The organism is Paraburkholderia sp. BR13444 (assembly GCF_040948755.1).
In the GTDB taxonomy this organism is placed as follows: domain Bacteria; phylum Pseudomonadota; class Gammaproteobacteria; order Burkholderiales; family Burkholderiaceae; genus Paraburkholderia; species Paraburkholderia youngii.
The window spans coordinates 217891-243813 of the sequence record NZ_JBFPKM010000011.1; the positions used below are offsets into that span (position 1 = coordinate 217891).

General features: G+C 65.1%; 23 protein-coding genes. 13 read left to right on the plus strand and 10 right to left on the minus strand.

Annotated elements, in window-relative coordinates; genetic code table 11:
• The first annotated feature begins 52 nt into the window (after positions 1–52).
• A complete protein-coding gene (locus tag AB3X95_RS27980; RefSeq protein WP_368623087.1) occupies positions 53–1108 on the plus strand; it encodes an ABC transporter ATP-binding protein in 1056 nt (351 codons plus the stop codon).
• 26 nt (positions 1109–1134) lie between these two features.
• Here the strand turns inward: AB3X95_RS27980 and AB3X95_RS27985 are convergent, their stop codons facing one another.
• On the minus strand, positions 1135–1992 hold the full coding sequence (locus AB3X95_RS27985) for a LysR family transcriptional regulator (RefSeq protein WP_018433082.1): 858 nt from the start codon (positions 1990–1992) through the stop codon (positions 1135–1137).
• A gap of 102 nt (positions 1993–2094) precedes the next feature.
• On the opposite strand from AB3X95_RS27985, the gene AB3X95_RS27990 reads away from it, so the two are divergent.
• Positions 2095–3027, plus strand: coding sequence for a DMT family transporter (locus tag AB3X95_RS27990; RefSeq protein WP_368623088.1), 933 nt, complete (start codon positions 2095–2097; stop codon positions 3025–3027).
• 31 nt (positions 3028–3058) lie between these two features.
• Here the strand turns inward: AB3X95_RS27990 and AB3X95_RS27995 are convergent, their stop codons facing one another.
• Positions 3059–4357, minus strand: coding sequence for an MFS transporter (locus tag AB3X95_RS27995; protein ID WP_368623089.1), 1299 nt, complete (start codon positions 4355–4357; stop codon positions 3059–3061).
• Positions 4358–4563: 206 nt separating this feature from the next.
• Here AB3X95_RS27995 and AB3X95_RS28000 point away from each other — a divergent pair, with 206 nt between their 5' ends.
• The 9 genes from AB3X95_RS28000 (at position 4564) to AB3X95_RS28040 (ending at position 13076) form a co-directional block, all read left to right on the plus strand.
• On the plus strand, positions 4564–5334 hold the full coding sequence (locus AB3X95_RS28000) for a GntR family transcriptional regulator (RefSeq protein ID WP_176123178.1): 771 nt from the start codon (positions 4564–4566) through the stop codon (positions 5332–5334).
• 32 nt (positions 5335–5366) lie between these two features.
• The gene (gene mdcA / locus AB3X95_RS28005) at positions 5367–7037 is read left to right on the plus strand and encodes a malonate decarboxylase subunit alpha (RefSeq protein ID WP_176123216.1); all 1671 of its coding nucleotides are present in this window, start codon (positions 5367–5369) and stop codon (positions 7035–7037) included.
• A gap of 2 nt (positions 7038–7039) precedes the next feature.
• Positions 7040–8008, plus strand: a complete 969-nt coding sequence (locus AB3X95_RS28010; protein ID WP_368623090.1) for a triphosphoribosyl-dephospho-CoA synthase — start codon at positions 7040–7042, stop codon at positions 8006–8008.
• A gap of 5 nt (positions 8009–8013) precedes the next feature.
• Positions 8014–8334, plus strand: a complete 321-nt coding sequence (locus AB3X95_RS28015) for a malonate decarboxylase subunit delta (RefSeq protein WP_368623091.1) — start codon at positions 8014–8016, stop codon at positions 8332–8334.
• On the plus strand, positions 8331–9215 hold the full coding sequence (locus AB3X95_RS28020; RefSeq protein WP_368623092.1) for a biotin-independent malonate decarboxylase subunit beta: 885 nt from the start codon (positions 8331–8333) through the stop codon (positions 9213–9215). The genes AB3X95_RS28015 and AB3X95_RS28020 overlap by 4 nt, the downstream gene beginning before the upstream one ends.
• Positions 9212–10027 carry a biotin-independent malonate decarboxylase subunit gamma gene (gene mdcE, locus AB3X95_RS28025; protein ID WP_368623093.1) on the plus strand — a complete coding sequence of 272 codons (816 nt, stop codon included), beginning with the start codon at positions 9212–9214 and terminating at the stop codon, positions 10025–10027. The genes AB3X95_RS28020 and mdcE overlap by 4 nt, the downstream gene beginning before the upstream one ends.
• Complete coding sequence (locus AB3X95_RS28030; RefSeq protein ID WP_368623094.1) at positions 10027–10725, plus strand: malonate decarboxylase holo-ACP synthase; 699 nt, start codon at positions 10027–10029, stop codon at positions 10723–10725. Before mdcE ends, AB3X95_RS28030 begins: the two co-directional genes overlap by 1 nt.
• Entirely contained in the window at positions 10725–11660 is a 936-nt protein-coding gene (gene mdcH / locus AB3X95_RS28035) for a malonate decarboxylase subunit epsilon (RefSeq protein ID WP_368623095.1), read from the plus strand. Before AB3X95_RS28030 ends, mdcH begins: the two co-directional genes overlap by 1 nt.
• A gap of 606 nt (positions 11661–12266) precedes the next feature.
• Positions 12267–13076 carry a bifunctional 2-polyprenyl-6-hydroxyphenol methylase/3-demethylubiquinol 3-O-methyltransferase UbiG gene (locus AB3X95_RS28040; protein WP_176123185.1) on the plus strand — a complete coding sequence of 270 codons (810 nt, stop codon included), beginning with the start codon at positions 12267–12269 and terminating at the stop codon, positions 13074–13076.
• Positions 13077–13096: 20 nt separating this feature from the next.
• On the opposite strand, the gene AB3X95_RS28045 is transcribed toward AB3X95_RS28040, so the two are convergent.
• The 7 genes from AB3X95_RS28045 to AB3X95_RS28075 all read right to left on the minus strand — a co-directional run bounded on the left by AB3X95_RS28045 (position 13097) and on the right by AB3X95_RS28075 (position 23032).
• Positions 13097–15853, minus strand: coding sequence for an HAD-IC family P-type ATPase (locus AB3X95_RS28045; RefSeq protein ID WP_368623096.1), 2757 nt, complete (start codon positions 15851–15853; stop codon positions 13097–13099).
• A 78-nt stretch (positions 15854–15931) separates the two neighbouring features.
• The gene (locus AB3X95_RS28050; protein ID WP_368623097.1) at positions 15932–16846 is read right to left on the minus strand and encodes a polyphosphate kinase 2 family protein; all 915 of its coding nucleotides are present in this window, start codon (positions 16844–16846) and stop codon (positions 15932–15934) included.
• Between the two features lie 383 nt (positions 16847–17229).
• The gene (gene yjfF, locus AB3X95_RS28055; protein WP_184228224.1) at positions 17230–18330 is read right to left on the minus strand and encodes a galactofuranose ABC transporter, permease protein YjfF; all 1101 of its coding nucleotides are present in this window, start codon (positions 18328–18330) and stop codon (positions 17230–17232) included.
• Entirely contained in the window at positions 18327–19370 is a 1044-nt protein-coding gene (locus tag AB3X95_RS28060; protein ID WP_184228225.1) for an ABC transporter permease, read from the minus strand. The genes yjfF and AB3X95_RS28060 overlap by 4 nt, the downstream gene beginning before the upstream one ends.
• Positions 19367–21007, minus strand: a complete 1641-nt coding sequence (locus tag AB3X95_RS28065) for a sugar ABC transporter ATP-binding protein (protein ID WP_176368233.1) — start codon at positions 21005–21007, stop codon at positions 19367–19369. Before AB3X95_RS28065 ends, AB3X95_RS28060 begins: the two co-directional genes overlap by 4 nt.
• A 254-nt stretch (positions 21008–21261) precedes the next feature.
• Positions 21262–22248, minus strand: coding sequence for an ABC transporter substrate-binding protein (locus AB3X95_RS28070; RefSeq protein ID WP_176123191.1), 987 nt, complete (start codon positions 22246–22248; stop codon positions 21262–21264).
• Positions 22249–22429: 181 nt separating this feature from the next.
• The gene (locus AB3X95_RS28075; RefSeq protein WP_368623098.1) at positions 22430–23032 is read right to left on the minus strand and encodes an alpha-ketoglutarate-dependent dioxygenase AlkB; all 603 of its coding nucleotides are present in this window, start codon (positions 23030–23032) and stop codon (positions 22430–22432) included.
• A gap of 140 nt (positions 23033–23172) precedes the next feature.
• Between AB3X95_RS28075 and AB3X95_RS28080 the strand changes: the two genes are divergently transcribed.
• A complete protein-coding gene (locus AB3X95_RS28080) occupies positions 23173–23757 on the plus strand; it encodes a malonic semialdehyde reductase (RefSeq protein WP_368623099.1) in 585 nt (194 codons plus the stop codon).
• A 59-nt stretch (positions 23758–23816) separates the two neighbouring features.
• On the opposite strand, the gene AB3X95_RS28085 is transcribed toward AB3X95_RS28080, so the two are convergent.
• Complete coding sequence (locus AB3X95_RS28085) at positions 23817–24164, minus strand: hypothetical protein (protein ID WP_176123194.1); 348 nt, start codon at positions 24162–24164, stop codon at positions 23817–23819.
• A gap of 429 nt (positions 24165–24593) precedes the next feature.
• On the opposite strand from AB3X95_RS28085, the gene AB3X95_RS28090 reads away from it, so the two are divergent.
• Positions 24594–25757, plus strand: coding sequence for a metallophosphoesterase (locus tag AB3X95_RS28090; RefSeq protein ID WP_368623100.1), 1164 nt, complete (start codon positions 24594–24596; stop codon positions 25755–25757).
• The last annotated feature ends 166 nt before the right edge of the window (positions 25758–25923 follow it).

Sequence of the window (25923 nt, forward strand, 5' to 3'; positions counted from 1 at the left end):
TACGCGTCGGCTTTTTCATCGCTGCTTTTGGTTCGACTTTCTTCGGGATTTCATGAGCGAACTTCGTATCCGCGGACTGCAGAAATCGTTCGACGGTCATCCCGTGCTGCACGGCATCGATCTTTCGGTCGAGCCCGGCACGCTGCTCGCGTTGCTGGGGCCCTCGGGCAGCGGCAAGACCACGCTGCTGCGGCTCTTGTGCGGCTTCGAGCGCGCGGACGGCGGCAGTGTCGAGATCGACGGCCGACGTGTCGTCGGCGACAACCTGCACGTGCCGTCGGAACAACGCCGCATCGGCTATGTGCCGCAGGAAGGCGCGCTGTTTCCGCATCTGTCGGTCGCGGACAACATCGTGTTCGGCCTGTCGCGCACGCAGCGTCGCGCGCGCCATCGGGTGGCCGAGCTGCTGGAGCTGGTCGGCCTGCCCGCGCATTTCGGGGAGCGCGCGCCGCAGCAGTTGTCGGGCGGTCAGCAGCAGCGTGTTGCGCTCGCCCGCGCACTCGCACCCGCGCCGACGCTGGTCATGCTCGACGAGCCGTTCTCGTCGCTCGACGCCGCGTTGCGCGTCGAGACGCGTCAGGCGGTCGCGAATGCGCTGGCCGCGGCTGGCGCGACTGCCGTGCTGGTCACGCACGATCAGTCCGAGGCGTTGTCGCTCGGGCATGAGGTCGCGGTGCTGTGGAACGGAAGGCTGATCCAGACCGCGACGCCCGAAGCGCTGTACCGCCGTCCGGTGACGCGCGAGCTTGCGTCGTTCATCGGCGAGGCGGTGTTGTTGCCGGGCGTCGCGCAACAGGATCGCGCGAGCTGCGAGCTCGGCGAACTAGTACTGGCCGCGCCCGTCGGCAACGGCGCGGTCGACGTGATGCTGCGTCCCGAGCAGATCCGTCTGCTGCGCGCCGACGAAACCGCGCGCACGGGTGCCGCGCACGATGCGCTCGTCACCGATGTGATCTTCCAGGGGCAGGACGCGAGCGTCGCGCTGCAATTGCAGTCCGCCACGCGGACGATGGTGCGCGCACGCGTGCCCGGTTATCTGTGCCCGCGTCCGGGCGAGCGCGTGCGGCTAGCGGTCGAGGGTGAAGTGACCGCCTATACGCGGGCTTGAAGGGCGACCAGGGCTGGCACGCTCGGCTACCGCAACGACAGATCCTGCACCATCTGCTGCGCCAGATAATCGCAGGTCGGCCGATCCGATTTCGCGCTGCGTGCGACCACGATTTCGAGCGGCGCGATTTTCGGCAGGCCTTGCGCGTCGCCGAGAATCGCGAGCCGCGGCGGCACGCTGCAACGCGTCAGCGCGATCACCGACAAACCGGCATCCACGGTCGCGACGAGTCCCATCAGGCTCGCGCTGCTGAATGCCGCGCGATAGCGGATGCGCGCGCCATCCAGCGCGGCGAGCGTATGCTGACGCGCGACGCAGCCAGGCTCGTACAACCCCACCGGCAACGGCGACGCCTTCAACACCGGCGTATCGACCGACGCCCCAACCCACACCATCGGCTCGCTGCGCACGAATTCGCCGCGCAGCTTGTGGTCGCGCGTGACGAATGCGAGGTCGATCTTGTTGTCGGCGAGCATCGGCGCAAGCGCCGTGCTCTGCGCGCAGACGATCTCGATCTCGACGCGCGGGTACAGCGTCGCGAAACGCCGCAACACCGGCGACAGCAGCGACGACACATAGTCGTCCGGCGCGCCGAGCACCACGCGCCCGGTCACCTCGGGCCGCACGATCGCCGACCACGCCTCCTCCTGCAACGCGAGCGCGCGCCGCGCGTATTCGAGCAGCGTGTTGCCGGGCCGTGTCAGCGACAGGTTGCGCGTGTTGCGGGCGAACAGCGTCGTGCCGAGCATCGTTTCGAGCCGCTTGATCTGCATGCTGACCGCCGCCTGCGAGCGATGCACGCTCGCCGCCGCCTTCGTGAAGCTGCCCGCCTCCACGACCGCGACGAAGCTGCGCAACAGATCGACGTCGAATTCAGGGTTCACGATTTATCAACCGGGCTTATGGAATTGCTCAATTTAATTCGTTTGTGATAAGCCCGCAAGCGGCGCAATACTCGCAGGCATCATCTCAAGGAGTCGTTGCGCATGTCCCTCACCTCACGTCAACAAGGCGCGATCACGCTGGCGAGCGGCGGGCTGCTGATGGGCACGATCGGCGTTTTCGTCGAGGAGGCGCGGCTCGATGCGCTGACGCTCGTGTTCTTCCGCTGCCTGTTCGGCTTTCTGTCGCTCGCCGCTTATTGCGCGTGGAAGGGCTTTTTCACGCGCGCGCAGTTCACGCGCCGCACGGTCGCGCTCGCGCTGATTTCCGGCGTGCTGATGGTCACGCAGTGGGTCGGCTTTTTCGACGCGATTCATCGCACCAGCATCGCGGTCGCGACCGTCGTGTTTCATGTGCAGCCGTTCTGGGTCGTGCTGATCGGCGCGGCGCTCTTTAACGAACGGCTCGGCGCGGACCGGCTCGGCTGGATCGCGACGGCGTTCGTCGGGCTCGTGCTCGCGTCGGGCGTCATCGCGGCCGGCAATCTGCAGGGCCACACCAGCTACCTGATCGGCTTGAGCGAAGCGCTGCTCGGCTCGCTGCTGTACGCGAGCGTCACGCTGATCGCGAAAAGCCTCGGCGACATGCGCCCGCATCTGCTGACGCTCATGCAATGCGCGGTCGGCGTGATCTGCCTGCCGCTGATCGCGCCGTTCATCGCGCCTTTGACGCTCACGCCTATCGGGCCGATGCAGTGGTTCTGGCTGATCGGCATGGGCGTGCTGCACACGGGATTGTCGTACGTGCTGATTTACGGCGCGCTGCCGAAGCTCAGCACGCCGGTGATCGCGGTGCTGCTGTTCGTTTATCCGCTGACCGCGATCGTCGTGGATGCGCTCGTGTATGGCCGGGCGCTGTCGCTGGCGCAACTGGCCGGCATGGCGCTGATCGTCGCCGCGAGTCTCGGCGTCAATCTCGGCTGGCCGTTGCTGACGCTGCTGCATCCGGCCGGGCGGGCGCGCAGTCACGCAAAGTAACGCGAAGTAACGCGCGCCGCCCGGCTGGTGCTCACTGCGGCAGCGTCTCGCCCTTCGTCTCCGGCGCGAACGGAATCACGAACAGGCCGAGCACGAAGGCGAGCGCGGTCAACGCGACCGGCACACCGAGCGTCTGCATATGCAGCACCGCGGCGCCGAGCAGAAAGTTGACGCCCGCGCCGACGAAGCGTCCAAACGACGTGCAGAACGCAAACGCGGTCGCGCGTACGCGGGTTTCGAACTGCTCGGGCAGCCACAGGCTGAACAACGCGAAGTTGCCGCCGAAAAAGCCCAGTACGAACAGCCACGCGATGAACGGCGCGAGCCCGTTCGGCTGATAGAACGCCCAGCCGAAGCTCGCCGCGATCGACACCGCCATCCCCGCGAAGTACACCGCCAACGTCATCTTGCGGCCGATGCGCTCGGCCATCGGCGGCAGCGCGAGACAGCCGAGGATCGTGCCGATCGACAGCAGGCCGGTAGCCAGCGACGCCGTGCGCATCGAATCGCCCTTCGACATGCCGGCGCGCGTCGCGAGCTGGATCACCGCGGACGGCTCGTAGACCGCACCCGCCCAGAGTCCGATGATCGCGATGGTCAGCAGAATGCACGCGACCCATGTGCGACGCCTGTAGGCCGGCCCCATGATCTCGCGCAGCGGCTTCGCACGCACTGTCTTGGCGTCGGCCTTCTGCCACTTCTCCGGCTCCTTCACGCGCAGCAGAATCAGAATCGCGACGACGACCGGCACCGCGCCGGTCAGGAACATCGCGCGCCAGCCGAAATGCACGCCGATCGTGTAATTGAGCGCGGCCGCGAGAAAGAAGCCCGCGTAGTAGCCGGTCTGCAGATAACCGGCGCCCATCTTGCGGCGATCCTCGGGCCACGCTTCGGCCACGTAGGTGCCCGCAAGCGCCCATTCCCCACCGATGCCGACGCCCGCGATGAAGCGATAAATACCGAGCTGCCACACATTGGTCGAGGTCGCGGCAAGCCCGGTGAATATTGCGAACGTGAAGATCGTCGCGGCGAGCACCTTGGTGCGGCCGAAGCGATCGGCGAGCGGTCCCCAGATGAACGACAACCCCCAACCGACCAGGAACAGCGCAAACAGGATCGATCCCGCAAGGCCGACATTCGACGGCGTGGCCGCGAAGCCCGAACGCGGCAGCAACTCGGTCAGCGCTGGCGTGAGCACCAGCGCGTAAATGAACGAGTCCATGCCGTCGAGCGTCCAGCCGGCCCACGCGCCCCAAAACCCTGCGATCTGCGAACGATTGAGCGGTGTGCGCTGACGCGCGAGCGCTCGTCGGTCGGTCACTGTATTCATCTTGCTCCTCCAGCCTACGATGGTTGAACGTAACGAAAAACGACGGGCGCGCTTGGGGTTGGATCGACGACGTTGATTGATCGGCGATGTCCTCGTACAACTGATTCAGAGGACGGCGCGGGGAAATTGCCGGGACTGTGGGTGAAGACCCTTCCGGGTTTGCCCGCGCTGAAATACGCGTCTTTTTATATATAATATTTGATACCATGACCGACGCAACTGAAGGTTTTCCCCTGGACGCGCCCGTGCCCGGCTCGTTTCTTCCGGCCGCGGCACCCCGCGAAAGCACCTCGCACATGATTGCGGAGGCGCTGCGCGCGGCGATCGTCGACGGCACGCTCGCGCCCGGCGCACCATTGCGCCAGGACGCGATCGCCCGGCATTTCTCCGTCAGCGCGATTCCCGTGCGCGAGGCGCTGCGCCAGCTGGAAAGCGAGGGCTGGGCGCGCGCAGCCGTCCACAAAGGCGCGACCGTCGCGCCTTTGTCCGCCAACGAGGCGCGCGAGATCTACGAGATCCGCTCGGCGCTCGAAAGTCTCGCGCTCGGCCTCGCGATTCCGAATCACACCGCGGCGACGCTGCGCGAAGCCGCGCAGTTGTGCCGCGCCGCCGAGCGCGAAGAGGACCCATCGCTATACGTGACGCGCAATGCCGCGTTCCATATGTGTCTGTACGCGCCCGCCGGCCGGCCGCAGTTGGAGGACATGATCGGCTTGCTGCACCGGCGCGGCGAACGCTATCTGCGGTTGAAGTTCGGCTTGCCGTCGTACAAGGGCGAGTCCGACAGTGAGCACGCCGCGTTGCTCGAAGCCGTCGAGCGCCGCGATATCGCGACCGCGCAGTCGCTGGTGGTCGCGCATCTGCTCGGCACCGGCGAGCTTCTGCATCGTTTCCTGACCGAGCGCGCGCGCGAAGAAGCGCTGGCGCACCAACCGAAGCCGCGCGGCCGACGCCCGCGCGTCCACACCGGGAGCTGAACGAACCGATGAATGAGCCGATGAATGAGCCGATGAACCACCCCGCCGAAGCCGCCGCATCGCGGTCCACTGCCCGCTCATGGACGACCCGGCGCGACGAGAAGAACCGCCGCCTCGCGGCCATCGCGCCGTGGCTCGAAGACGGCGTGCTGCCCACGCACCGCATAATCGATGCGCTCGAAACGCTGATCCAGCCCGGCGAGCGCGTCGCGCTCGAAGGCGACAACCAGAAACAGGCCGACTTCCTGTCGCGCTCGCTCGCGAAGGTCGATCCGCAAAAGCTGCACGACATGCATCTGCTGATTTCGAGCATCAGTCGTCCTGAACACTTGACGCTGTTCGAGCGCGGCATCGCGCACAAGGTCGATTTCTCGTTCGCGGGGCCGCAGAGTCTGCGTGTCGCGCAACTGCTCGAAGACGGCCAGCTGGAAATCGGCGCGATTTATACGTATGTCGAGTTGTACGCGCGCATGTTCGTCGACCTGACGCCGCACGTCGCGCTGCTGTGCGCGGACAAGGCCGACCGTCACGGCAATCTGTACACCGGCCCGAACACCGAGGACACGCCGACCATCGCCGAAGCCGCCGCGTTCCGTCACGGCATCGTGATCGTGCAGGTCAACGAGATCGTCGACGAGTTGCCGCGCGTCGACATTCCGGGTTCGTGGGTCGACGTGGTCGTGCAGGCGGACCGGCCGTTCGCGGTCGAGCCGCTGTTCACGCGTGATCCCCGTCATATCGGCGACTTGCAGGTGCTGACCGCGATGATGGTGATACGCGGCATCTACGAGCCGTATGGCGTCACGTCGCTCAATCACGGCATCGGCTTCGATACCGCGGCGATCGAACTGCTGCTGCCCACCTACGGCGAAGCGCTCGGCCTCAAAGGCAAGATCTGCCGCAACTGGACACTCAACCCGCACCCGACGATGATCCCCGCGATCGAATCGGGCTGGGTCGACAGCATCCACTGCTTCGGCAGCGAGGTCGGTATGGAGGCGTATATCGAGGCGCGCCCCGATGTGTTCTTCACCGGCAACGACGGCAGCCTGCGCTCGAACCGCGTGCTGTGTCAGTTGGCCGGCCAATACGGCGTCGATCTGTTCATCGGCTCGACGCTGCAGATCGACGCGGACGCGAATTCGTCGACGGTCACGCGCGGACGGCTCGCCGGTTTCGGCGGCGCGCCGAACATGGGCCACGATCCGCGCGGCCGGCGTCATGCGAGCGAGGCGTGGCTGAAGCTGTTGAAGGGCGACGGTGCGATATCGCGCGGCCAGAAGCTCGTCGTGCAACTCGCGGAAACGTACAAGAAAGGCGGCGAGCCGACCTTCGTCGATGAACTCGACGCGATCGCCGTCGGCGCGAAAAACGGCATGCCGATCGCGCCGGTGATGATCTACGGCGACGACGTGAGCCATGTGGTCACCGAGGAAGGCATCGCGCATCTGCACAAGGCCGAAGGCATCGACGAGCGGCGCGCGGCGATCGCGGCGGTGGCCGGTGTCACGCCGATCGGCCTGCGCGCAAAACCCGAGAAAACCGCCGAGTTGCGCCGGCGCGGCATCGTCGCGTATCCGGAAGATCTCGGCATCCGGCGCGGCGAAGCGAAGCGTTCGCTGCTTGCGGCGCGCAGCATCGACGATCTGGTCACGTGGTCGGGCGGACTATACGCGCCGCCCGCGCGCTTCCGGAGCTGGTGACGATGGCGTCCGCTGCTGCTGTTCTCGAACGGTTGGACGCGCCGCCTGCTTCTGTCCTGCGCGATGCGTGCGGCACATCGCCCAAGGGGCCGCCGTTTTCCGACGCGCAACTCGCGCGCGACGCGATCACCGCGCTGATCGACGAGGCCGAGCTCACGCCGAAGCCCGCGCTCGTCGACCGGCGCGGCAGCGGCGCGCATCGCGACCTCGATCTCGCGATCATGCGGCGCTCCGCGCACGCGCTCGAACCGACGTTCGCGGCGCTCGCGCGCACCGCGCGCCGCCGCGGCGAACCGTCGGCGCTGCTGCGCGCCGAACTCGCGCAGATCGGCCGCGCGGGCGAACTGGACATGATGCAGGCGACCGGCGGTAGCAATGCGCATCGCGGCGCGATCTGGATCATCGGACTGCTCGTTGCGGGCGTCGCGCTCGAAACGTCTTCGAGTGCCTCGATGCGTACGCACGGACCTGGCGCGCCGAACCCTCTGGATACCTCGCGCGTCTGCACTTTGGCCGCGCAGATCGCCTGCTTCCCGGACCGCTTCGCCGCTTCGTCCGATAGCCACGGCGAACGCGCGCGTCGACGCTATCAGGTCGGCGGCGCGCGGCGCGAAGCGCAGGACGGCTTCCCGCACGCGCTCGACGTCGGCCTGCCCGCGTTACGCGCGGCGCGCGCACGCGGCATCGACGAAAACACCGCGCGCATCGACGCCTTGCTCGCGATCATGAGCACGCTCGACGACACCTGCCTGCTGCATCGCGCGGGCCTCGCCGGCTTGCATGCGGGGCAGCGCGGCGCGCGACGCGTGCTCGACGCGGGCGGCAGTTCGACAGCCGCGGGCCGTGTCGCGCTCGACGCGCTCGAACGCGAACTGCTGGCGCTGAACGCGTCGCCTGGCGGCGCGGCCGATCTGCTCGCCGCCACCCTCTTTCTCGACATGCTGGCGCATCGCGACGCCAGCCGGAGCTGAGCCTCATGGAACATCTGACCTTCGACTATCCGGCGCAACGCGCCGTCACGACCCGCGCGCACGTCGGCGTAGTCGGCTCGGGCGATCTGGAAGTGCTGCTGTCGCCCGCCGCCGATGCAGGCGGCTCGGCGCTTGCTGCGCACGTGCTCGTGCGCACCAGCGTCGACGGCTACAGCCACATCTGGAAGAGCGTGCTCGACCGCTTCTTCACGCGCTACGACGGCGCTGCGAACATCGAGATCAACGACTTCGGCGCGACGCCGGGCGTGGTCGCGCTGCGGCTCGCGGAAGCGGTCGAAGCGGCCGAGGAAGGAGACAGCGTATGAGCACGCGCGCCAGCATTCACCGCGCACCGCTGCTGCACGAGAGCTTCATCGAACTGCCCGCGCGCGAGCGCGCCCGTTCGCTGCTCGACGCGGGCAGCTTCCGCGAACTGCTCGGACCGTTCGACCGCATCGCGTCGCCGTGGCTGCCCATGCAGGGCATCGTCTGCCAGGCCGACGACGGCTGTGTGATCGCGCGCGGCACGATCGACGGCGAACCGGCCGTGGTCGCGGCGATCGAAGCGGCGTTCCAGGGCGGCAGCATCGGCGAAGTGTCGGGCAGCAAGATCGCCGCGGCGCTCGAGATGGCGCGGCGCGACTGCGAGCGCGGCAAGCTCGTGCGCCCGGTCGTGCTGTTCGAGACCGGCGGCGTGCGTTTGCAGGAAGCAAACCTCGGGCTCGCGGTGATCGCCGAGATTCAGGCGGCGATCGTCGCGCTGCGCCGGCACGTGCCGGTGGTCGGCGTGATCGCGGGGATGGTCGGCTGTTTTGGCGGCATGTCGCTCGCGGCCGCGCTGTGCTCGTATCTGATCGTGACCAGGCAGGGACGGCTCGGCATGAACGGACCCGAAGTGATCGAGCAGGAAGCCGGGATCGAGGAACTCGATGCGAGCGATCGCCGCCGCGTGTGGCAACTGATCGGCGGCGAGCAGCGCGTCGCGAGCGCGCTCGCCGATACCCTGGTTGATGACGATGCCGACGCGGTCCGCGCCGCCGTGCTCGCCGCGTTTGCGCGCGGCGTGCCGGCCGCGCATCGCAGCGAGCAGGTCGACACGTTCCTGCGGCGGCTCGCGCGGATCGATCCGCCGAGCGTCACGCCCGAGACAATGCGTGATGTGTACAACCCGCAAGCGGGCGATGCATCGAACAAGGAGCAGGCATGAGCGACACGACAGTCACGCGCGGCGCGCGCTGGTTCAACGCACTGGCCGGCGAATCTTCGAGCGCCGCGCCCGTCTGGAGCAGCGATGCGCCGCTCGGCGGCGACACCGCGCGCTTTATCGCGGTCGTGCCCGATGCCGCGAACCGCTTTCCACGCGCGACCAGCAACGTGGTCGGACTCGAACAGGGCTGGCAACTCGCGCGCGCGGTGCGCGAAGTCATGGAGGCGGATCGAGGCGCCGGCACACGCCGCCCGATCGTCGCGATCGTCGATGTGAAGAGCCAGGCGTATGGCTATCGCGAGGAAATGCTCGGCATCCACCTCGCCTGCGCGGCCGCGGTCGACGCCTACGCGAGCGCACGCGACGCCGGCCATCCGGTGATCGCGCTGATCGTCGGTCCGGCGATGTCCGGCGCGTTCCTCGCGCACGGCTATCAGGCGAACCGCATCGTCGCGCTCGACGTGCCCGGCACGATGGTCCACGCGATGGGCAAGGAAGCAGCCGCGCGCGTCACGCGCCGCACGGTCGAAGAACTCGACGAACTCGGCGAGACGATCGTGCCGATGTCGTATTCGATGGCCTCGTTCGCGAAGCTGGGGCTGCTCGATCGGCTGATCGACGGCGTCGACGCGGATGCGCCCGACGCGGCGCAGATCGAGCGCGTGCGCACCGTGCTGATCGAACAGATTCGCAGCGCGCGCGACGGGGATCGGACGCTTGCGCGTCGGCTGGAATCGGTTGCGGCGCGGCAGACTCGCGCGGCGTCGATCGAGGTACGGCGGCGTCTTGCCGAACAGTGGGACGCCGTGTAATGCGCGTGTGTGCGGCTGCGCCCTTCCCGACTGCTTGCGCCACGTCGTGCGACGCGCGCTGGCGGCCGCATGATCTGCTGCGCTTGCGACGACTCGATGCGCTCGATGACGAACCCGCGTGGGTCCGCGCTGCGTTCGAACGCGCACCGTATGCGGTCGTGCGACGCGCGCTCGCCGTTGAAGGTTTCGTCGCGATCGGCGTGCGCGGCGCAGAGCGAGCGCAGCGTTACGGCACGTGGGCGCATGCGGACCATATCGTCGGCGTCGTAGCGCCGGAGTCCCTGGCGCAGGCGCGACCCGGTCCCGAACGTGATGCATTGCCTTCCTTCGTTGCGCTCAATTCGTTGCAACGTGACCGGAGCGGTCCGCTTTCTGGATTCGCTTGGGGTCCTTCTGGTAGCACGGGATTCGAACTGGCGACGCATGCTCGCACCGTGAACGAAGCCAGCGATCTCGATCTGTTGATCCGCGTGCCCGAACCGCTGGCGTTGAAGGTCGCGAGTGCTTTGCTGGAGCAACTTCAAACGCTCTCGGCTCGTATCGGTGTGCGCATCGATGCACAACTCGAAACGCCCGCGGGCGGCGTCGCGCTCGCGGAGTGGGCTGCGGGCAAGGCGCGCGTGCTGGCCCGCCACGCGAGCGGTCCCCGCTTGATCGCCAATCCGTGGGCCGAGGTCGCTCAGGATGGCGCTACCTGATGTTCGCGCTTATCTTCCCCGGTCAGGGTGCGCAAAGCGCAGGCTTTCTAAATCGACTGCCGCGGCATCGCGCGGTACAGGACACGTTCGCTGAAGCATCGGACACGCTCGGCGTCGACGTGCTGACGCTCGACTCGCCCGACGCTCTGGACTCGACCGTCGCCGTGCAACTGGGCCTGACGATCGCGGGCGTCGCGATCACGCGCGCGCTCGCCGATGAAGGTTTGGTGGCGGAAATCAGCGCGGGGCTGTCGGTCGGCGCATATCCGGCAGCGGTCAGTAGCGGCGCGGTGCCGTTTCGCGATGCCTTGACGATGGTGCGGCGGCGCGCCGAATTGATGGAAACCGCTTACCCGTCGGGCTATGGTCTGGCGGCCGTATCCGGCTTGAACGAGCAGCAGGTGGAAACGCTCGTCGCGCAGCAGGCGCAAGAGCAGCGGCAACCCGTTTATATCGGCAACGTCAATGCGCCGCGTCAGATCGTGATGGCCGGCGCGAACGATGCGCTCGACCTGTTCATCGAACGCGCACTTGCGGCCGGCGCGCGCAAGGCCACCCGGCTCGCGGTCAGCGTGCCCTCACATTGCAAGTTGCTCGCGCACGCGAGCGACGAACTGCTGGCGTACTCGCGCGAGTTGCGTTTCGAAACGCCGCGCGGCATCTATATCGGCAATCGCGGTGGACGGCCGTTGTATACGGCCGACGCGATCCGCGAAGATCTTGCGACGAACATGCGCTACACCGTGCGCTGGTTCGATGCGCTCACCGTGATGCAGGAAATGGGCGCGCATGTGCTGGTCGAGGCGCCGCCGGGGCAGGTGTTGACGGATATCGTGAGGGAGTATTTTTCGGAGACTAGCGCGCTGACTGCCAGTGCATGGCCGTTCGACAGACTGGCCGGGACGGTGCGCAGGCGCCTCGAGCGTGGAGCATAAGCGTTTCATATAAATCTTCGCGTTGACCCAGAATGTGTCGGCCGCTGAACAACGCGAGGTTCGCCCAGGTGTCTGCCCTAACGCAACGCTGCCACGCCCGAATCAATTTCTGCGCCCGGATATTTCATTTGCATACCTTGCAGAGCCCACTTCGACCCGGCGGGACGGGTCTTGACCGCATCACCGGGAGCCGAGGGCGCAAAACCATCACAATAAGGCGCGAAACGTGGAGATTCCTGGCCAAATGCGCAGGGACCAACTGCTATCCTTGAAAGAAGTCGACCCGTTCTCGAGCGCACTCCCATGCGCGCGCACTCGGAAAGAGGGATCCATGAGTTGTCCCACACTATCGCGACATTTTTTTCCCCGTCGTTCCATTGCCGGGTTGCCTGCGACACATGTCGCGTGCACCGCCCTCGAGCGATAGTCCAGCTACACAGAGCCTTACACAAAACCTGAACCGCAACGCAGTTGAAGCAGCAGGTTCAAATTCAGACTGATCAACTTCCCGCGAATTTATCGATCTGATGTCACACGTGTAGCAACAGCCGGCATTCTGGAAACGAGTTGCGCAGAACTCCGCCTTCGCACCGATATGAGGGAGATATGCATAGACCCATCGACACTGAAACGATTCCGAGCAATGAATTGCAGCAGGTCAGGACGACTTATGCCAAGCTTTGCGAGGACTACCTTGCACATCGCGCCGATGGTAAATACCGGGACTATGTGCAATCGGTCATTGCCAACGACGCCAGTCTCGATCGTCATGTGCGCGCGTTCGAAATTTATGCCCCGTATATCAAGCGTGGAATGAAAGTGCTCGACTGGGGATGCCGTCACGCCCCGGATTCGTGCATGCTTCGTACGCTCTTCCGGGACATCGAGATTTATGGCTGCGACCTATGCAATGATGGGCAATTCGCGGAATTCCATCAGTACGCCGGGTTATCTTTCGCAGCGCTCGATCATGAGTTTCTGCTGCCCTACGAAGACAATCAATTCGATGTAGTGATTGGAAGCGGTGTACTCGAGCACGTGGCTCGCGAACAAAAAAGCATCGACGAGCTATGGCGCGTGCTGAAAGACAATGGTTTGCTGATAATCACATTTTTACCCAACCGCTTATCGGCAACAGAAAACGCCTGTAGAGTGATGAAGAAGTACACGGGCCATAATCGGCTGTACAGCCTCAGCGACGCGAAGCGCCTGTTTCTCAGTTCGGGATTCGTGCTAGAAGAATGCGGCTATCATCAGGTCTTTCCGACGTTCGCAAAAGGCATCAAGGGCGGCGGAGCGCTCAATGCACTGGCCAATATCGGCATGAAGCTGAACCGGCCTTTCGAGCGGATACCGATCGTCAATGCGGTCTCCGCAAATCTGTATTTCATCCTCCGCCGCGTTCATGAGATGTAGCGGTAGGCCGCCGAGGCGGCCTACCTCGCCGGATCATTGCGCAACGCCGCGCCGCCCTCCTGTTGGGAAGTCACGAATCCTCGCAGTGCGGGGGTGAGTCGGAAAACGAGCTTCTCCAGTTCCACCACGAGGAAGAACAGGACGCCACCAACAAAGAGCCACCCCCACGCCGACAACGGCAAAGCCTCGGTGTGAAAAACGGCCTGGAACGGGAACGTATAGGTGAACAGAAGCTGCAACACCACGACGCCGGCGATCCCGTACCACAGATGACGATTGCCCATATGCGCGCGCACGTTCAGTGACGAATCGAGCAGATACCGGATGTTGAGCAGATAGAACACCTGGCCCAGCGTAATCGCGTTGACCGCGGCCGTGCGCGCCAGATCATCCGACGCCCCGTGCGACTTCATCCAGAAGAAGGTCGATAGCGTATAGAGCACAAGCGCCGCGCCGACGAACAGGATGCGCCAGATGCCGAAACGCGTGACGATCGGCCGGTCGATTGCGCGCGGCGAGCGGCGCATCACGTCGGCCTCGTGCGGCTCGAAAGAAATGGTCAGGCCGAGCGCGACCGAAGTCACCATGTTGACCCACAGGATCTGCGGCGCCGTGATCGGCAGCGTGAAGGCGAACAGGATCGCCACCGCGATCACCGCGCCTTGCGCGATATTGGTCGGCAGCATGAACAGCATCGCCTTCTCGATGTTGTTGTAGACCGTGCGCCCCTCCTTCACAGCCGCGGAAATCGACGCGAAATTGTCGTCGGCGAGGATCATTCCAGCCGCCTCTTTCGTCACCTCGGTGCCCTTGATCCCCATCGCGACGCCGATGTCGGCCTTCTTCAGCGCGGGCGCATCGTTGACGCCGTCGCCCGTCATCGCGACGATCTGCCGATTCGCCTGGATCGCCTTGACGAGCCGCAGCTTGTGCTCGGGACTCGCGCGCGCGAACACGTCGACGCTGCGCACGCATTCCTGCAGCGCCGCGTCGTTCATCGCTTCGATCTCGGCGCCGGACACGGCCGTCTTGCCGTCGCCGATGCCCAGCATTCTTGCGATTGCCGCCGCCGTGATCTTGTGGTCGCCCGTGATCATCGTCACGCGAATGCCCCCGCCGTGGCATTCGCGCACGGCCTCGATCGCCTCTTTGCGCGGCGGGTCCATCAGGCCCACGAGGCCGAGCAATACGAGATTACGCGGCAGGTCCTGCGGCCCGAGTGTCCCTGTGCGCAGACCCGGCTCAGGCAGCCACGCGAGCCCGAGCACGCGCTCACCTTGCGCGGCGAGCCGGTCGCCCTCTCTTGCGAAATGCTCGCGATCGAGTGGCACGGGGCCTTGCGCCGTCTGCTGCCGGTCGCAATGATCGATGATCACCTCTGGCGCGCCCTTGACCAGCAGCATCTCGCCGTCGGCCGAGCGGTTCAGCGTCGCCATGAACTTGTGCTCGGACTCGAACGGAATCACGTTGACCCTCGGCGCGGCAGCGGTCTCGGCCGCACGGTCCATGCCCAGCTTGGAAGCGAACGGATAGAGCGCGCCCTCGGTCGGGTCACCCTCCACTTTCCATTTCCCTTCTTCCTCGAAGAGCTCCGCGTCGTTGCACAACAGCGACACGCGGCCCATCAGCTTCAGCACGTCCGGCGCGGCGCCGAGCGGCTTGCCATCGGCGCTGACCTGTCCTTCGCTGGCGTAGCCGTCGCCGGTAACGGAATAGCCCGCTTCCGCCGTCACGGCGGAGGTCACCATCATCTCCATCAGGGTCAGCGTGCCCGTCTTGTCCGAGCAGATGCGCGAGACGGCGCCCAGCGTTTCGACCGCCGGCAGGCGGCGAATGATGGCGTTGCGCTGCGCCATCCGCTGCACGCCGATGGCGAGCGTGATGGTGATCAGCGCCGGCAGGCCTTCCGGGATCACCGACACCGCAATCCCCACGATGGCCTGGAACAGCTCGACGAACGTCATGTGTCCGAGCCAATGCCCATAGGAGAACAGCAGCACGCTGACAACGGCGATAACCGCCGTGATGACGTAGCCGAATTTCTTGATCTGGCGCAGCAGCGGCGTCTCGAGCGCGCTGACTTCGGCGAGCATCTGGTTGATCCGGCCGAGCTCCGTCTGGCTGCCGGTCGTCACCACGACACCGGTTGCCCGGCCCGACAGGACCATCGTGCCGCAGAAAGCCATGTTCTCGCGGTCGCCGACCGTCGCTTTGGCGGGCACCGGCGCGGTGCTCTTCTCGGCCGGGAGGGATTCGCCCGTGAGAGCCGCTTCTTCCGTGTGCAGATTCCTCGCGTCGACGAGACGCATGTCCGCCGGGATTTTGTCGCCCGATTCCAGTAGCACGATGTCGCCAGGAACGAGTTCATCGGCGGGGATCAAGCGAACCGCTCCGCCACGCATCACGCGCGCCTCGGCGGACAGCATGTTGCGAATCGAATCGAGCGCCTTCTCGGCGCGTCCTTCCTGAATGAAGCCGAGCAGCGAGTTGAGAATCACGACGGCAAGAATCACCGTGCCATCGAGCCAAAGGCCCATCATGAACTTGATGAAACCGGCCACGAGCAGCACGTAGATCAGAATGTTGTGGAACTGCATCAGGAAGCGTGCGACCGGCCCTCTCTTCTTGCCCTGCGGCAGGCGGTTCGGCCCATAGGTGGCCAGCCGCCCGGCCGCTTCCGCGGCATCGAGGCCCTGCGCGGGATCGACCTTGAACTGCCGTTCGATGTCACCGGCCGGCATCGCATGCCACGGCGTCGCACTCTCAACTGAGCTCATCCTCGTGTCTCCCGGTTCCAGTGATTTCGGGTCAGGGGGCCGCTCTCGATGATCCGGATCGTCCCCGGGTTGATCGGGTCACGTCTCGTCCACCGCTTCAGCGTCGAGCTCCTCCCTCGCGGCGGCGAGATCCTTCATCTGCTCTGGCGTCGCTTTCGGATATTCGAGGTCGAGCTTCTCGACGGCCTCGACGATCGCCGCCGCGACGATGAGGCGCGTGACAGGCTTGTTGTCGGCGGGCACGACGTACCACGGAGCCGCTTCGGAGGCCGTCGCGCGGATCGCCTCTTCATAGGCGTGCATATAGTGGTTCCAGTAGCGACGTTCGCGAACGTCGGATGCGGAAAACTTCCAGTTCTTGTCGGGATTGTCGAGGCGTTCCATGAACCGCTTCTTCTGCTCCCCGTACGACAGGTTCAGATAGAACTTGACTATGACCACGCCCTGGCGCGTCAGATAGTCTTCGAAGCGCGCGATGTCGGCGAGCCGTTCGTCCCATATGTTGTTGCCGACCCGTACCGGCGGAATCTTCTGCGCACGGAGCAGATGCTGATGCACGCGCACCACCAGCGCCTCTTCATAGTACGAGCGGTTGAAAATACCGATGTGCCCGCGCTCAGGCACTTTCCTCGAATAGCGCCAAAGGAAGTCGTGCGAGAGTTCCTCATCCGACGGCTGCTTGAACGAGATGACATCGCACCCTTGCGGATTGACGCGCGACATCACGTGCTTGATCGTCCCATCCTTTCCTGCGGCGTCCATGGCCTGGAATACCAGCAGCACGGCCCAGGAATCCTGCGCGTAGAGGATCTCCTGCTCCATCGCGAGCCATTTCGATCCGCGCTGGAGCAGTTGCTGCGCCTCTCCCTTATGCATTTTGAGTCCCAGCGTCTCGCCGGGATCGAAATTCTTCAGGAAGAAATCTTTGCCGCTCGTGACGCGGAACGGATCGGTGTATGCCCGCAGCGCGTTGAGTATTTCCGTGCGAACCATCGCTTGTTTCCCCACGACATCAGCAATCAGTTGCCTCGCAACCGCGGTCGTACTGGTCACAACTCTTTCTGATAATAGGTCACACAAACGAAAACGTGCTCATCGGCAACGTCGCTGCGCACTGGCGTAGCGCCGCAAACGGCGAGCTGACGACGACACCAGCGCCGTCGGCGGCTGCCTCGAGCGCGGTCATCGCGGGTGAGAAATGGTGGCCGGGCGATTCGTCGGGGACCTGCATCCTCGCGAATTCGGCACATGGACGATGCCGCGATCGCCGTGCACCGAAGGCAGCGACGCGAGCGAATCGAGTCGTTAGCGACTGAAGGAAAAGCGGCGCCCCGAAGAACGGGGCGCCGCCGTATGACGCGCTGGAAGACCGCGCCCTAGCCCGGCGCGCGCCCCAACACCTGCGAATCCGACGACGCCGCCGTCGTCGACGGCTCGTCATGGCCGTGCCCATGCCCCGTAGTGGTGACCGCATTGGTGCCGCCGGGCCGACGCACGGACTTCGCATGCCGCTCGATCAAGCGTTGCAGCAAACAGAACGCGCACAGCAGCGCGCCGATCACGATCCGCGTCCACCACGAACTGAGCGTGCCGTCGAACGTAATCAGCGTCTGGATCGTGCCAAGAATGCCGACGCCAAACAGCGAGCCGACCACATAACCGACGCCACCGGTCAGCAGCGTGCCGCCGATCACCGTCGCTGCAATCGCATCCAGCTCCATGCCCTGCCCTTGCAGCCCATAACCCGACAGCACGTAGAACGTGAACACCGCGCCGCCGAGCGCCGAACAGAAGCCGCTCAGCGCATACACGCCGACCCGCGTGCGCGCGACCGGCAGCCCCATCAGCAGCGCCGAGCGCGGATTGCCGCCGACCGCATATACGTTGCGTCCGAAGCGCGTGAAATGGGCGACATAGATCGCGGCCGCGAGCGCCACGAGCGCGATCAGCACGTTCGCCGATACCGAACCGACGCCAACATTGAGACGGAACGCGGAGATCGCCTTGAACGTCGGATCGGTGATCGTGATCGACTGCGTCGTGATCAGAAAGCACAGGCCACGCGCAAAGAACATCCCCGCCAGCGTCACGATGAAAGCCTGCAGGCGGAAGTAGTGAATCAGCGCGCCCTGCACCGCGCCGAACACCGTGCCCATCAACAGCACGATCGGAATGATCAGCCACACCGACACGTGCATGTGCTCGGACAGAACGGCTGCGACGATCGTCGTCAGCGCGACGATCGAGCCCACCGACAGATCGATGCCGCCCGACACGATCACGAACGTCATGCCGATCGCGACGATCAGCAGGAACGCGTTATCGACGAGCAGATCGAGCAGCACCTGCCATGAGAAGAAGCCGGTGTACATCACCGAACCAAAGCCGAATAGCGCGCAGAACAGCAGGACCGTCACCGCGATCGGCAGTGTGCGCGGATCGATCACGCGGGCGAGTGCTTCGAGAACGCGCGTCATCGTGCCACCCCGCGCGATTTGACGAGCGACGCGCCGAACGACACCGCGAGCGCGCGCGCCGCAGGCGACTGGATCACGCTGACCGCGAGCACGACGGCCGCCTTGACGACGAGCGTCGCTTCCGGCGGCACGCCGATCGAATAGGTGGTGTACGTGAGCGTCTGGATGATCAGCGCACCGAGCACGGTGCCCGCGAAACTGAAGCGGCCGCCGAGCAGCGACGTGCCGCCGAGCGTCACGGCAAGAATCGCGTCGAGTTCGAGCAGCAGGCCAGCGTTGTTGCCGTCCGCGCTGCGCACGTTCGAGCTGATCAGGATGCCCGCCAGCGCCGCGGTCAAGCCCGAGAAGCTATACACCGCGAACACGATCGCTTTCGAGCGCAAGCCGACGAGCCGCGTCGCAACCGGGTTCACGCCGATCGCGCGAATGAACAGGCCAAGCGCCGTGCCCTCCACCAAAGCGGCGGTCGCCAGCACCGCTACGGTCGCGATCCATACCGAGCACGGCACGCCGAGCCAGTAGCCGCCGCCGACGAACAGATAGCCGGGCGCACCGATCGGGATGATCTGCCCGGCGGTCAGCAGTTGCGCGATGCCGCGGCCGGCGACCATCAGAATCAGCGTCGCGATGATCGGCTGCATGCCGACGAACGCGACGAGCAGCCCGTTCCACATGCCGCTCAAGATGCCGACGACGAGCGCGGCCACGAGCGCCTGCACGATCAGCGCACCGCTCGGCACGGCCTGGGTCGCGAGTATCGTCGCGGCCGCGGCGCCCGCGATCGCGACCACCGCGCCGACCGAGATGTCGATGCCGCGCGTCGCGATCACGAGCGTCATGCCGATCGCGACCAGCACCAGCGGCGCCGCGCGATTCAGAATGTCGATCGGCGCGCCGAACAGGTGACCGTCGAGCGTGCGCAGCGCGAGAAAATGCGGATTGACCAGCAGGTTCAGTCCGCACAGCAACACCAGCGTCACGCATGGCCACAGCAGCGGCCGCTCGACGCCGTCGCGCGCGAACCAGTTCGATAGCTTCATTCGCCGCTCCCTGCGATGAGTCGGTAGATGTTGTCCTCGTTCGATGCCTTGCCGGCCACCTCGGCGATCTTGCGGCGATCGCGCAGCACCGCGACGCGATGGCTGACGCGCAGCACCTCGCTGATCTCCGACGAGATGAACAGGATGGACAGGCCGTTCGCGCACAGCGCGAGCAGCCGGTCCATGATGTCGAACTTCGCGGCGACGTCGATGCCGCGGGTCGGCTCGTCGAGGATCAGCAGTTTCGGATCGGTTGCGAGCCAGCGCGCGAGCAGCGCCTTCTGCTGGTTGCCGCCAGACAGGAGCGCGATCGGCTGCTCGGCGTCGGACGCCTTGATGCCGAGCCGCTCGATCCACGTATCGGCGAGTTCGCGCGCGCGTTGCCGGCTGATCTTGCGCCACCAGCCGCGCCGCGCCTGCAACGCGAGCATGATGTTTTCACGAATCGACAGCTCGGCGACGATGCCTTCCTTCTTGCGGTCTTCCGCGCAATAGCCGATGCCGTGGCGCACCGCGTCGTGCGGGGTGCGCAATCGCACGGGACGCCCTTCGACGAGGATCGTGCCGCTGTCCGCGCGATCCGCGCCGAACAAGAGACGTGCGGTTTCGGTGCGCCCCGAGCCGAGCAGTCCCGCGAGGCCGAGTATCTTGCCGGCGTGCACTTCGAGATCGATCGGCTGTAGCGTGCCGCGACGGCCGACGCCGCGCAGTTCGATGAACGGCTGCGTGGCGGGTGCTTGCTCCGGGTGATCGTGCGCGATCTCCTGCAGATCGTCGGCGGCCTGACCTTCGTGCGCCGCTTCGCGCAGACGCGCGCTCATGCGCTCGTGGCCGACCATCTTCGCGACCAGTTGATCCGCGGACAGATCGCGTGCCAGATATTCGCCTTCGCGCTCGCCGTTGCGCATCACCGTGATGCGATCGGAGATCGCGTAGGTCTGCTCGATGAAATGCGTGACGAACAGGATCGCGATGCCCGATTGCTTGAGATGGCGAAGGATTTTGAAAAGCTGCGCGACTTCGCTGTCGTCGAGGCTCGAAGTCGGCTCGTCGAGAATCAGCACGCGCGCATCGACGGACAACGCTCGCGCGATCGCGACCATCTGCTGCACGGCGATCGGATAGGCGTCGAGCGAGCGCGTGACGTCGAGCGACACGTCGAGGCGCGCGAGCGCTTCCTGCGCGCGCCGCTTGATGTCGGGCCAGTCGATCGCGCCGAAGCGGCGCGGCTGCCGGCCCGCGAAGATGTTCTCCGCGACCGACAGATTCGGGCACAGGTTCACTTCCTGGTACAGCGTGCGCACGCCGGCCGCCTCGGCTTCCTGCGGCGACGCGAACGCGACCACCTCGCCGCCGAGGCGGATCGTGCCGGCATCGGGTGCGAGCACGCCGGTGAGCACGTTGATCAACGTGGATTTGCCGGCGCCGTTCTGGCCCATCAGCGTATGGACCTCGCCGGGAAACAGGCGGAAGTCGACGTGTTGCAGCGCCTTCACGCCCGGAAATGTCTTGCTGACGCCGGAGGTCGCCAGGATCGGTTCGCGCGCGCTCATGTCATTCTGTTGGCTTCGCGCACCCGGCGGCGTGCCGCGCTGCGGCTGGTCCGGCTGAGTCGGTTCGGTAGCGGATTGGGTCATGGACCTCGCTCGATCGGCTATGCATGGTTCGGCAGGCCCCAGCGGCATGCTCCCGCGGACGCAGGCTCCTGAAAAGAGACCGCCCGCTGCAGAAGGAAGCAGCCCGGGCGGTCAGGCACCACTGGAGAAACCTGTTCGATGCGTCCGTACTGCACATCTCCTTCGCGCCGTGGGCCGCGTCGGCCTGGGCGCCTGAACACCGCACACGCCGCGGCACTCGCGCGAGCGATGCCGCGGCGACGTTGCGCGCCGCGTCAGTACTTACGCGACGGCAAAGTTTGCGCAGCGACGCTCATCGGGAAGACAGTCTCCTGAGTCAGGATGCGCTTCGGCAGCGGCTTGCCAGCCACCACGTCTTTCACCGCCGTCATCAGCTGCGGTCCGAGCAGCGGGCTGCACTCGACGTCGACGTTGATCTTGCCGGCGGCCATCGCCTGGAAGCCGCCCTTGGTTGCGTCGAACGAAACCACCACGACGTCCTTGCCCGGATGCATGCCGGCTTCTTCCATCGCCTGGATCGCGCCGAGCGCCATGTCGTCGTTATGAGCATAGACAACGTTGATCTTGTTGCCGTAGGTCTTGATGAACGCTTCCATCACCTGCTTGCCGCCAGCAAGCGTGAAGTCGCCGCTTTGCGACGCGATGATCTTGAACTTCGGATCGCTCTTGATCACTTCGATCAGACCCGCGTGGCGGTCATTCGCCGGCGCGGAGCCGACCGTGCCTTGCAGCTCGGCGATGTTGATCGGACCTTTATCGTTCTTGTAGTTCTCCGCGAGCCACTTGCCGCCGCGTCGTCCTTCTTCGAGGAAGTCCGAGCCGATCATCGTCACGTACAGCGACGGGTCCTTTACGTCGATGTTGCGGTCGGTCAGGATCACCGGAATCTTCGCGGCCTTGGCTTCGAGCAGCACCGGTTCCCAGCCCGATTCGACAACCGGCGAGAACGCGATTACGTCGACCTTCTGCGCGATATACGAGCGGATCGCCTTGATCTGGTTTTCCTGCTTCTGCTGGCCGTCGGAGAATTTGAGGTTGATACCGGCTTCCGTCGCTGCCGACTTCACCGATTCGGTATTCGCGGTGCGCCATGCGCTTTCCGCACCGACTTGCGCAAAACCGAGCGTGATTTTCTTGTCTTCGGCATGCGCGCCTGGCGTGGCCAGCGTTAGCACTCCGAGACTCGCGGAAAGCGCGAGCGCGCCCAGAGCGCGACACGCGGCACGTCGTGTATTCGCCATGACAGTCTCCAATCGTTGTTGTGTAGACGACCCAGCGGTCAGCCCGGCCCTCGTGGCCCTCACGGCGCATGGATCGTGATGTAGCGTACTGTGCGACGCGTTAACCGTCCAATCATATGATTCGCGCCCTCGATATCAATTTTGGTATAGCGCGCCGATCAGAGCATTGCCGCTCGCTGATTCAGGCGGGCGTGACTCTCGGGGTGACCCAGCGAAACGTCAGATTGATGCGCTCGCCGCTCACGCGCGGCTCTTTCGGCACCCGATGACGCCACTGCGCCTGGGTGTCGCCCTTCATCACGAGCAGGCTGCCGCCCTTCAGCGAGAACGATTGCACGACGCCACTGCGGTTGTGTTGCAGATCGAACCTGCGCGCGACGCCGAGACTCACCGACGCGATCACCGGTTGCTTGCCGAGTTCGGGCTCGCGGTCCGCATGCCACCCCATGCTGTCGGCGCCGCTGCGGTAGCGATTTAGCAGCACGCTGTTAAAACGCGCGCCGCTGGTCGCCTCTGCGGCGGCCTTCAGTTCAGCGACGGCGGGTGTCCACGCTTGCGGCACGTTGCGGATGCCCGAGTACACATACACCGCGTCCGGCTCGCCCTGCCAGGCGGTCAGACGCGGCAGTGCAACACGGCCGCCAGGCGTGCCCATCATGTCCTGGCGCCATTGCACTTCGTCGATCAGGCGGGCGAGCAGGCGTTCGGCGTCGGCCGGTGCGAGCCAGTCGGGATACCAGTCGACGTCGGGGGTCGGCAGGTCGTTGAAAAGATCGGTGTTCATCGGAATGCCTGGATGCAAGCGGACGAGTAAGTACCTTGGCTATTATGGCGACGACGGCTCACGCGCTGATTCACCCGCCTTGCTCTTTCATTCGACGCGGCTCTGCGCGTTCCCTCCATTCTTTCGCACGGGTCGCTTCCATGACACTTTCCGATCAGGCGCTCGCGCAGCTCTTTCGCGACGCGCGTACGCACAACGGCTGGCAGAACAAACCGATCGACGACGCCGTGCTGCGCGAGTTGATGGAGCTCGTCCTGCTCGGCCCGACCTCGGCCAATTCGAGTCCGGGCCGCTTCGTGTTCGTCAGGACGCCCGAGGGCAAGGAGAAACTGCGCCCGGCGTTGTCGACCGGCAATCTCGAGAAAACGATGGCCGCGCCCGTCACGGTGATCGTCGCCATGGACATGGCCTTCTACGAGCAGCTGCCGAAACTGTTTCCGCATGCCGATGCGCGCAGTTGGTTCGTCGGCAACGAGCGGTTGATCGCGGACACGGCGTTTCGCAATTCGACGCTGCAAGGCGGCTATCTGATTCTCGCCGCGCGTGCGCTCGGTCTCGACACCGGGCCGATGTCGGGCTTCGATCAGGCCAAGGTCGACGTAGCGTTCTTTGCGGGCACGACGGTGAAGTCGAACTTCCTGATCAATCTCGGCTATGGCGATCCGTCCAGGCTGTTTCCTCGCAGCCCGCGTTTTTCGTTCGACGAAGCGGCGCGGATAGTGTGACGGTGCGTTGATGATGGATGACGCGGCGGGTGTCGCGCCTCGCGTTGAATCGAATCTCGTCAGGTTAGCAGCGCGATATAAAACACCAAGGTGCCGATCAACGCGCCGACGAAGCAGAAGCCCTCTTCGGCTTCGTCGCCATTCGAGCGCAGCCACGCGCCGACCGCGCCGAACAGGCCCGCGATGCCGAGCGCGACACACACCATCACGACGTCGAACAGCGCGCTTTTGCCGAGTTCGGAGAAATCGATGCCGCGCACGCCGATGTAAAGCGCAATCGCCATCAGCGAAATGCCGACGAGCGGCAGCATCACATGGCTACCCTCGTATCCGACATGATGCGCATGATGAGCATGATGCACGTCGTCCGCGTGATGCCACAGGTGGCCCGGTTTGAGCAGCTTCATGGTGTGCCTCCCCCCGCCGATCTTCTCCGGCGACAGAACCAGTCATGGCCGAAGCGCGCTGCGCTGCCCCGGCAACAAGCTGTTTGGTTTCAAGCATACTCCACGCATGAATACCATTCAAAGCCCATTTAATTCGTTTGCATAGGCATTAAATACGTCGCGCGTGCCCTTGTAAGTATGTGCTGAGCACGGAATGCGCCTGCCCCCGGCGAAGCGCTGTCGTAGCGCGTCCCGGCGCCTTCCGGCGGGCGTCTCGTGCGGTGCGGGAGCATGAATATTGCAGCCACGGCAAGGGACCCAACATGTCGGTAGAATGATTCGCCGCGTTCGCTAACCGTCGCGCACGCAAGCACTGCCCGCCAACGGATCGCCGCCGCGCTGTCGCTGTCATGCCGGCCCTTTGGCCCCCTTCCCGTCCTGATCCTCTTTATGCGACGTTCATCGTTTCTTGTCCGCATCATCCTGATTGGCATCCTGCTGCATATCTACGTTGGTTTGCGCCTGATTCCCGACATGCCGATCGACTCGGCCGGCCGCGGACTGTGCGTGCTGTGGCTCCTGCTGTCGATCTACCTGATCCCGGTCGGCATGATGGCGCGCGGCTTCAAGCGCCAGCCGCTCGGCGACCGGCTCGCGTGGGTTGGCCTGCTCGCGATGGGCTTCTTCTCGTCGCTGCTGGTACTGACGTTCGCGCGCGATCTGATGCTGGCGTCGCTGCTGACGATCGACGCGATCTTGCCGAACACGCTCACGATTGCGCATTGGCGCACCGGCTCGGCCGCGGCGGTGCCGCTGCTCGCGCTGCTATCGACGCTGATCGGCCTCGTCAACGCGCGCCGTCGCGCGCGTGTCGTCACGATCGAAGTACCGATCGACGATCTGCCTGCCGAGCTCGACGGCTTCACGATCGTGCAGATCAGCGATATCCACGTCGGCCCGACGATCAAGGGCCGCTATGTCGACGCGATCGTAGACGCGGTGAACCGGCTCGAGCCGGATCTGATCGCGGTGACGGGCGATGTCGTCGACGGCAGCGTGCCGCAGTTGAGCCGGCATACGCAGCCGCTGTCGCGGCTCGCCGCGCGGCACGGCGCGTTTCTCGTGACCGGCAATCACGAGTACTACTCCGGCGCGAACTCGTGGATCGCCGAATTCCGCCGGCTCGGCTTGCGGGTGCTGCTGAACGAACACGTGATCGTCGATCATGACGGCGCGCGCGCCGTGATCGCCGGCGTCACCGATTACTCGGCCGGTCATCACGACCCCGCGCATCGTAGCGACCCGGTCGCGGCGCTCGCCGGCGCGCCGGGGGACGTGCTGATCAGGGTGCTGCTCGCGCATCAGCCGCGCTCGGCCGAAGCGGCCGCGGCGGCCGGCTTCACGCTGCAGTTGTCGGGTCATACGCACGGTGGTCAGTTCTTTCCGTGGAATTTCTTCGTGCGGCTGCAGCAGCCGTTTACGGCGGGCCTCGCGCGTCTGGACGGACTATGGGTTTATACGAGTCGCGGCACGGGCTATTGGGGACCGCCCAAACGACTCGGCGCGCCTTCGGAGATCACACGGTTGAGACTCGTACCGGGCGAACCCGATTGAACTCAACATTCGCAGTCCGGAGCAATTAATTGCAGTCTTTCAGCATTAGGGCTATGGCAACACTAAATGCACACTCCGTGCCGCCCGCGGCTTGACTGATCTTTGCGCAGCCCCCTAAAATTCGCGCAATTCTTCTAACCGGAATCACGATCTTGGACAGTAGCAG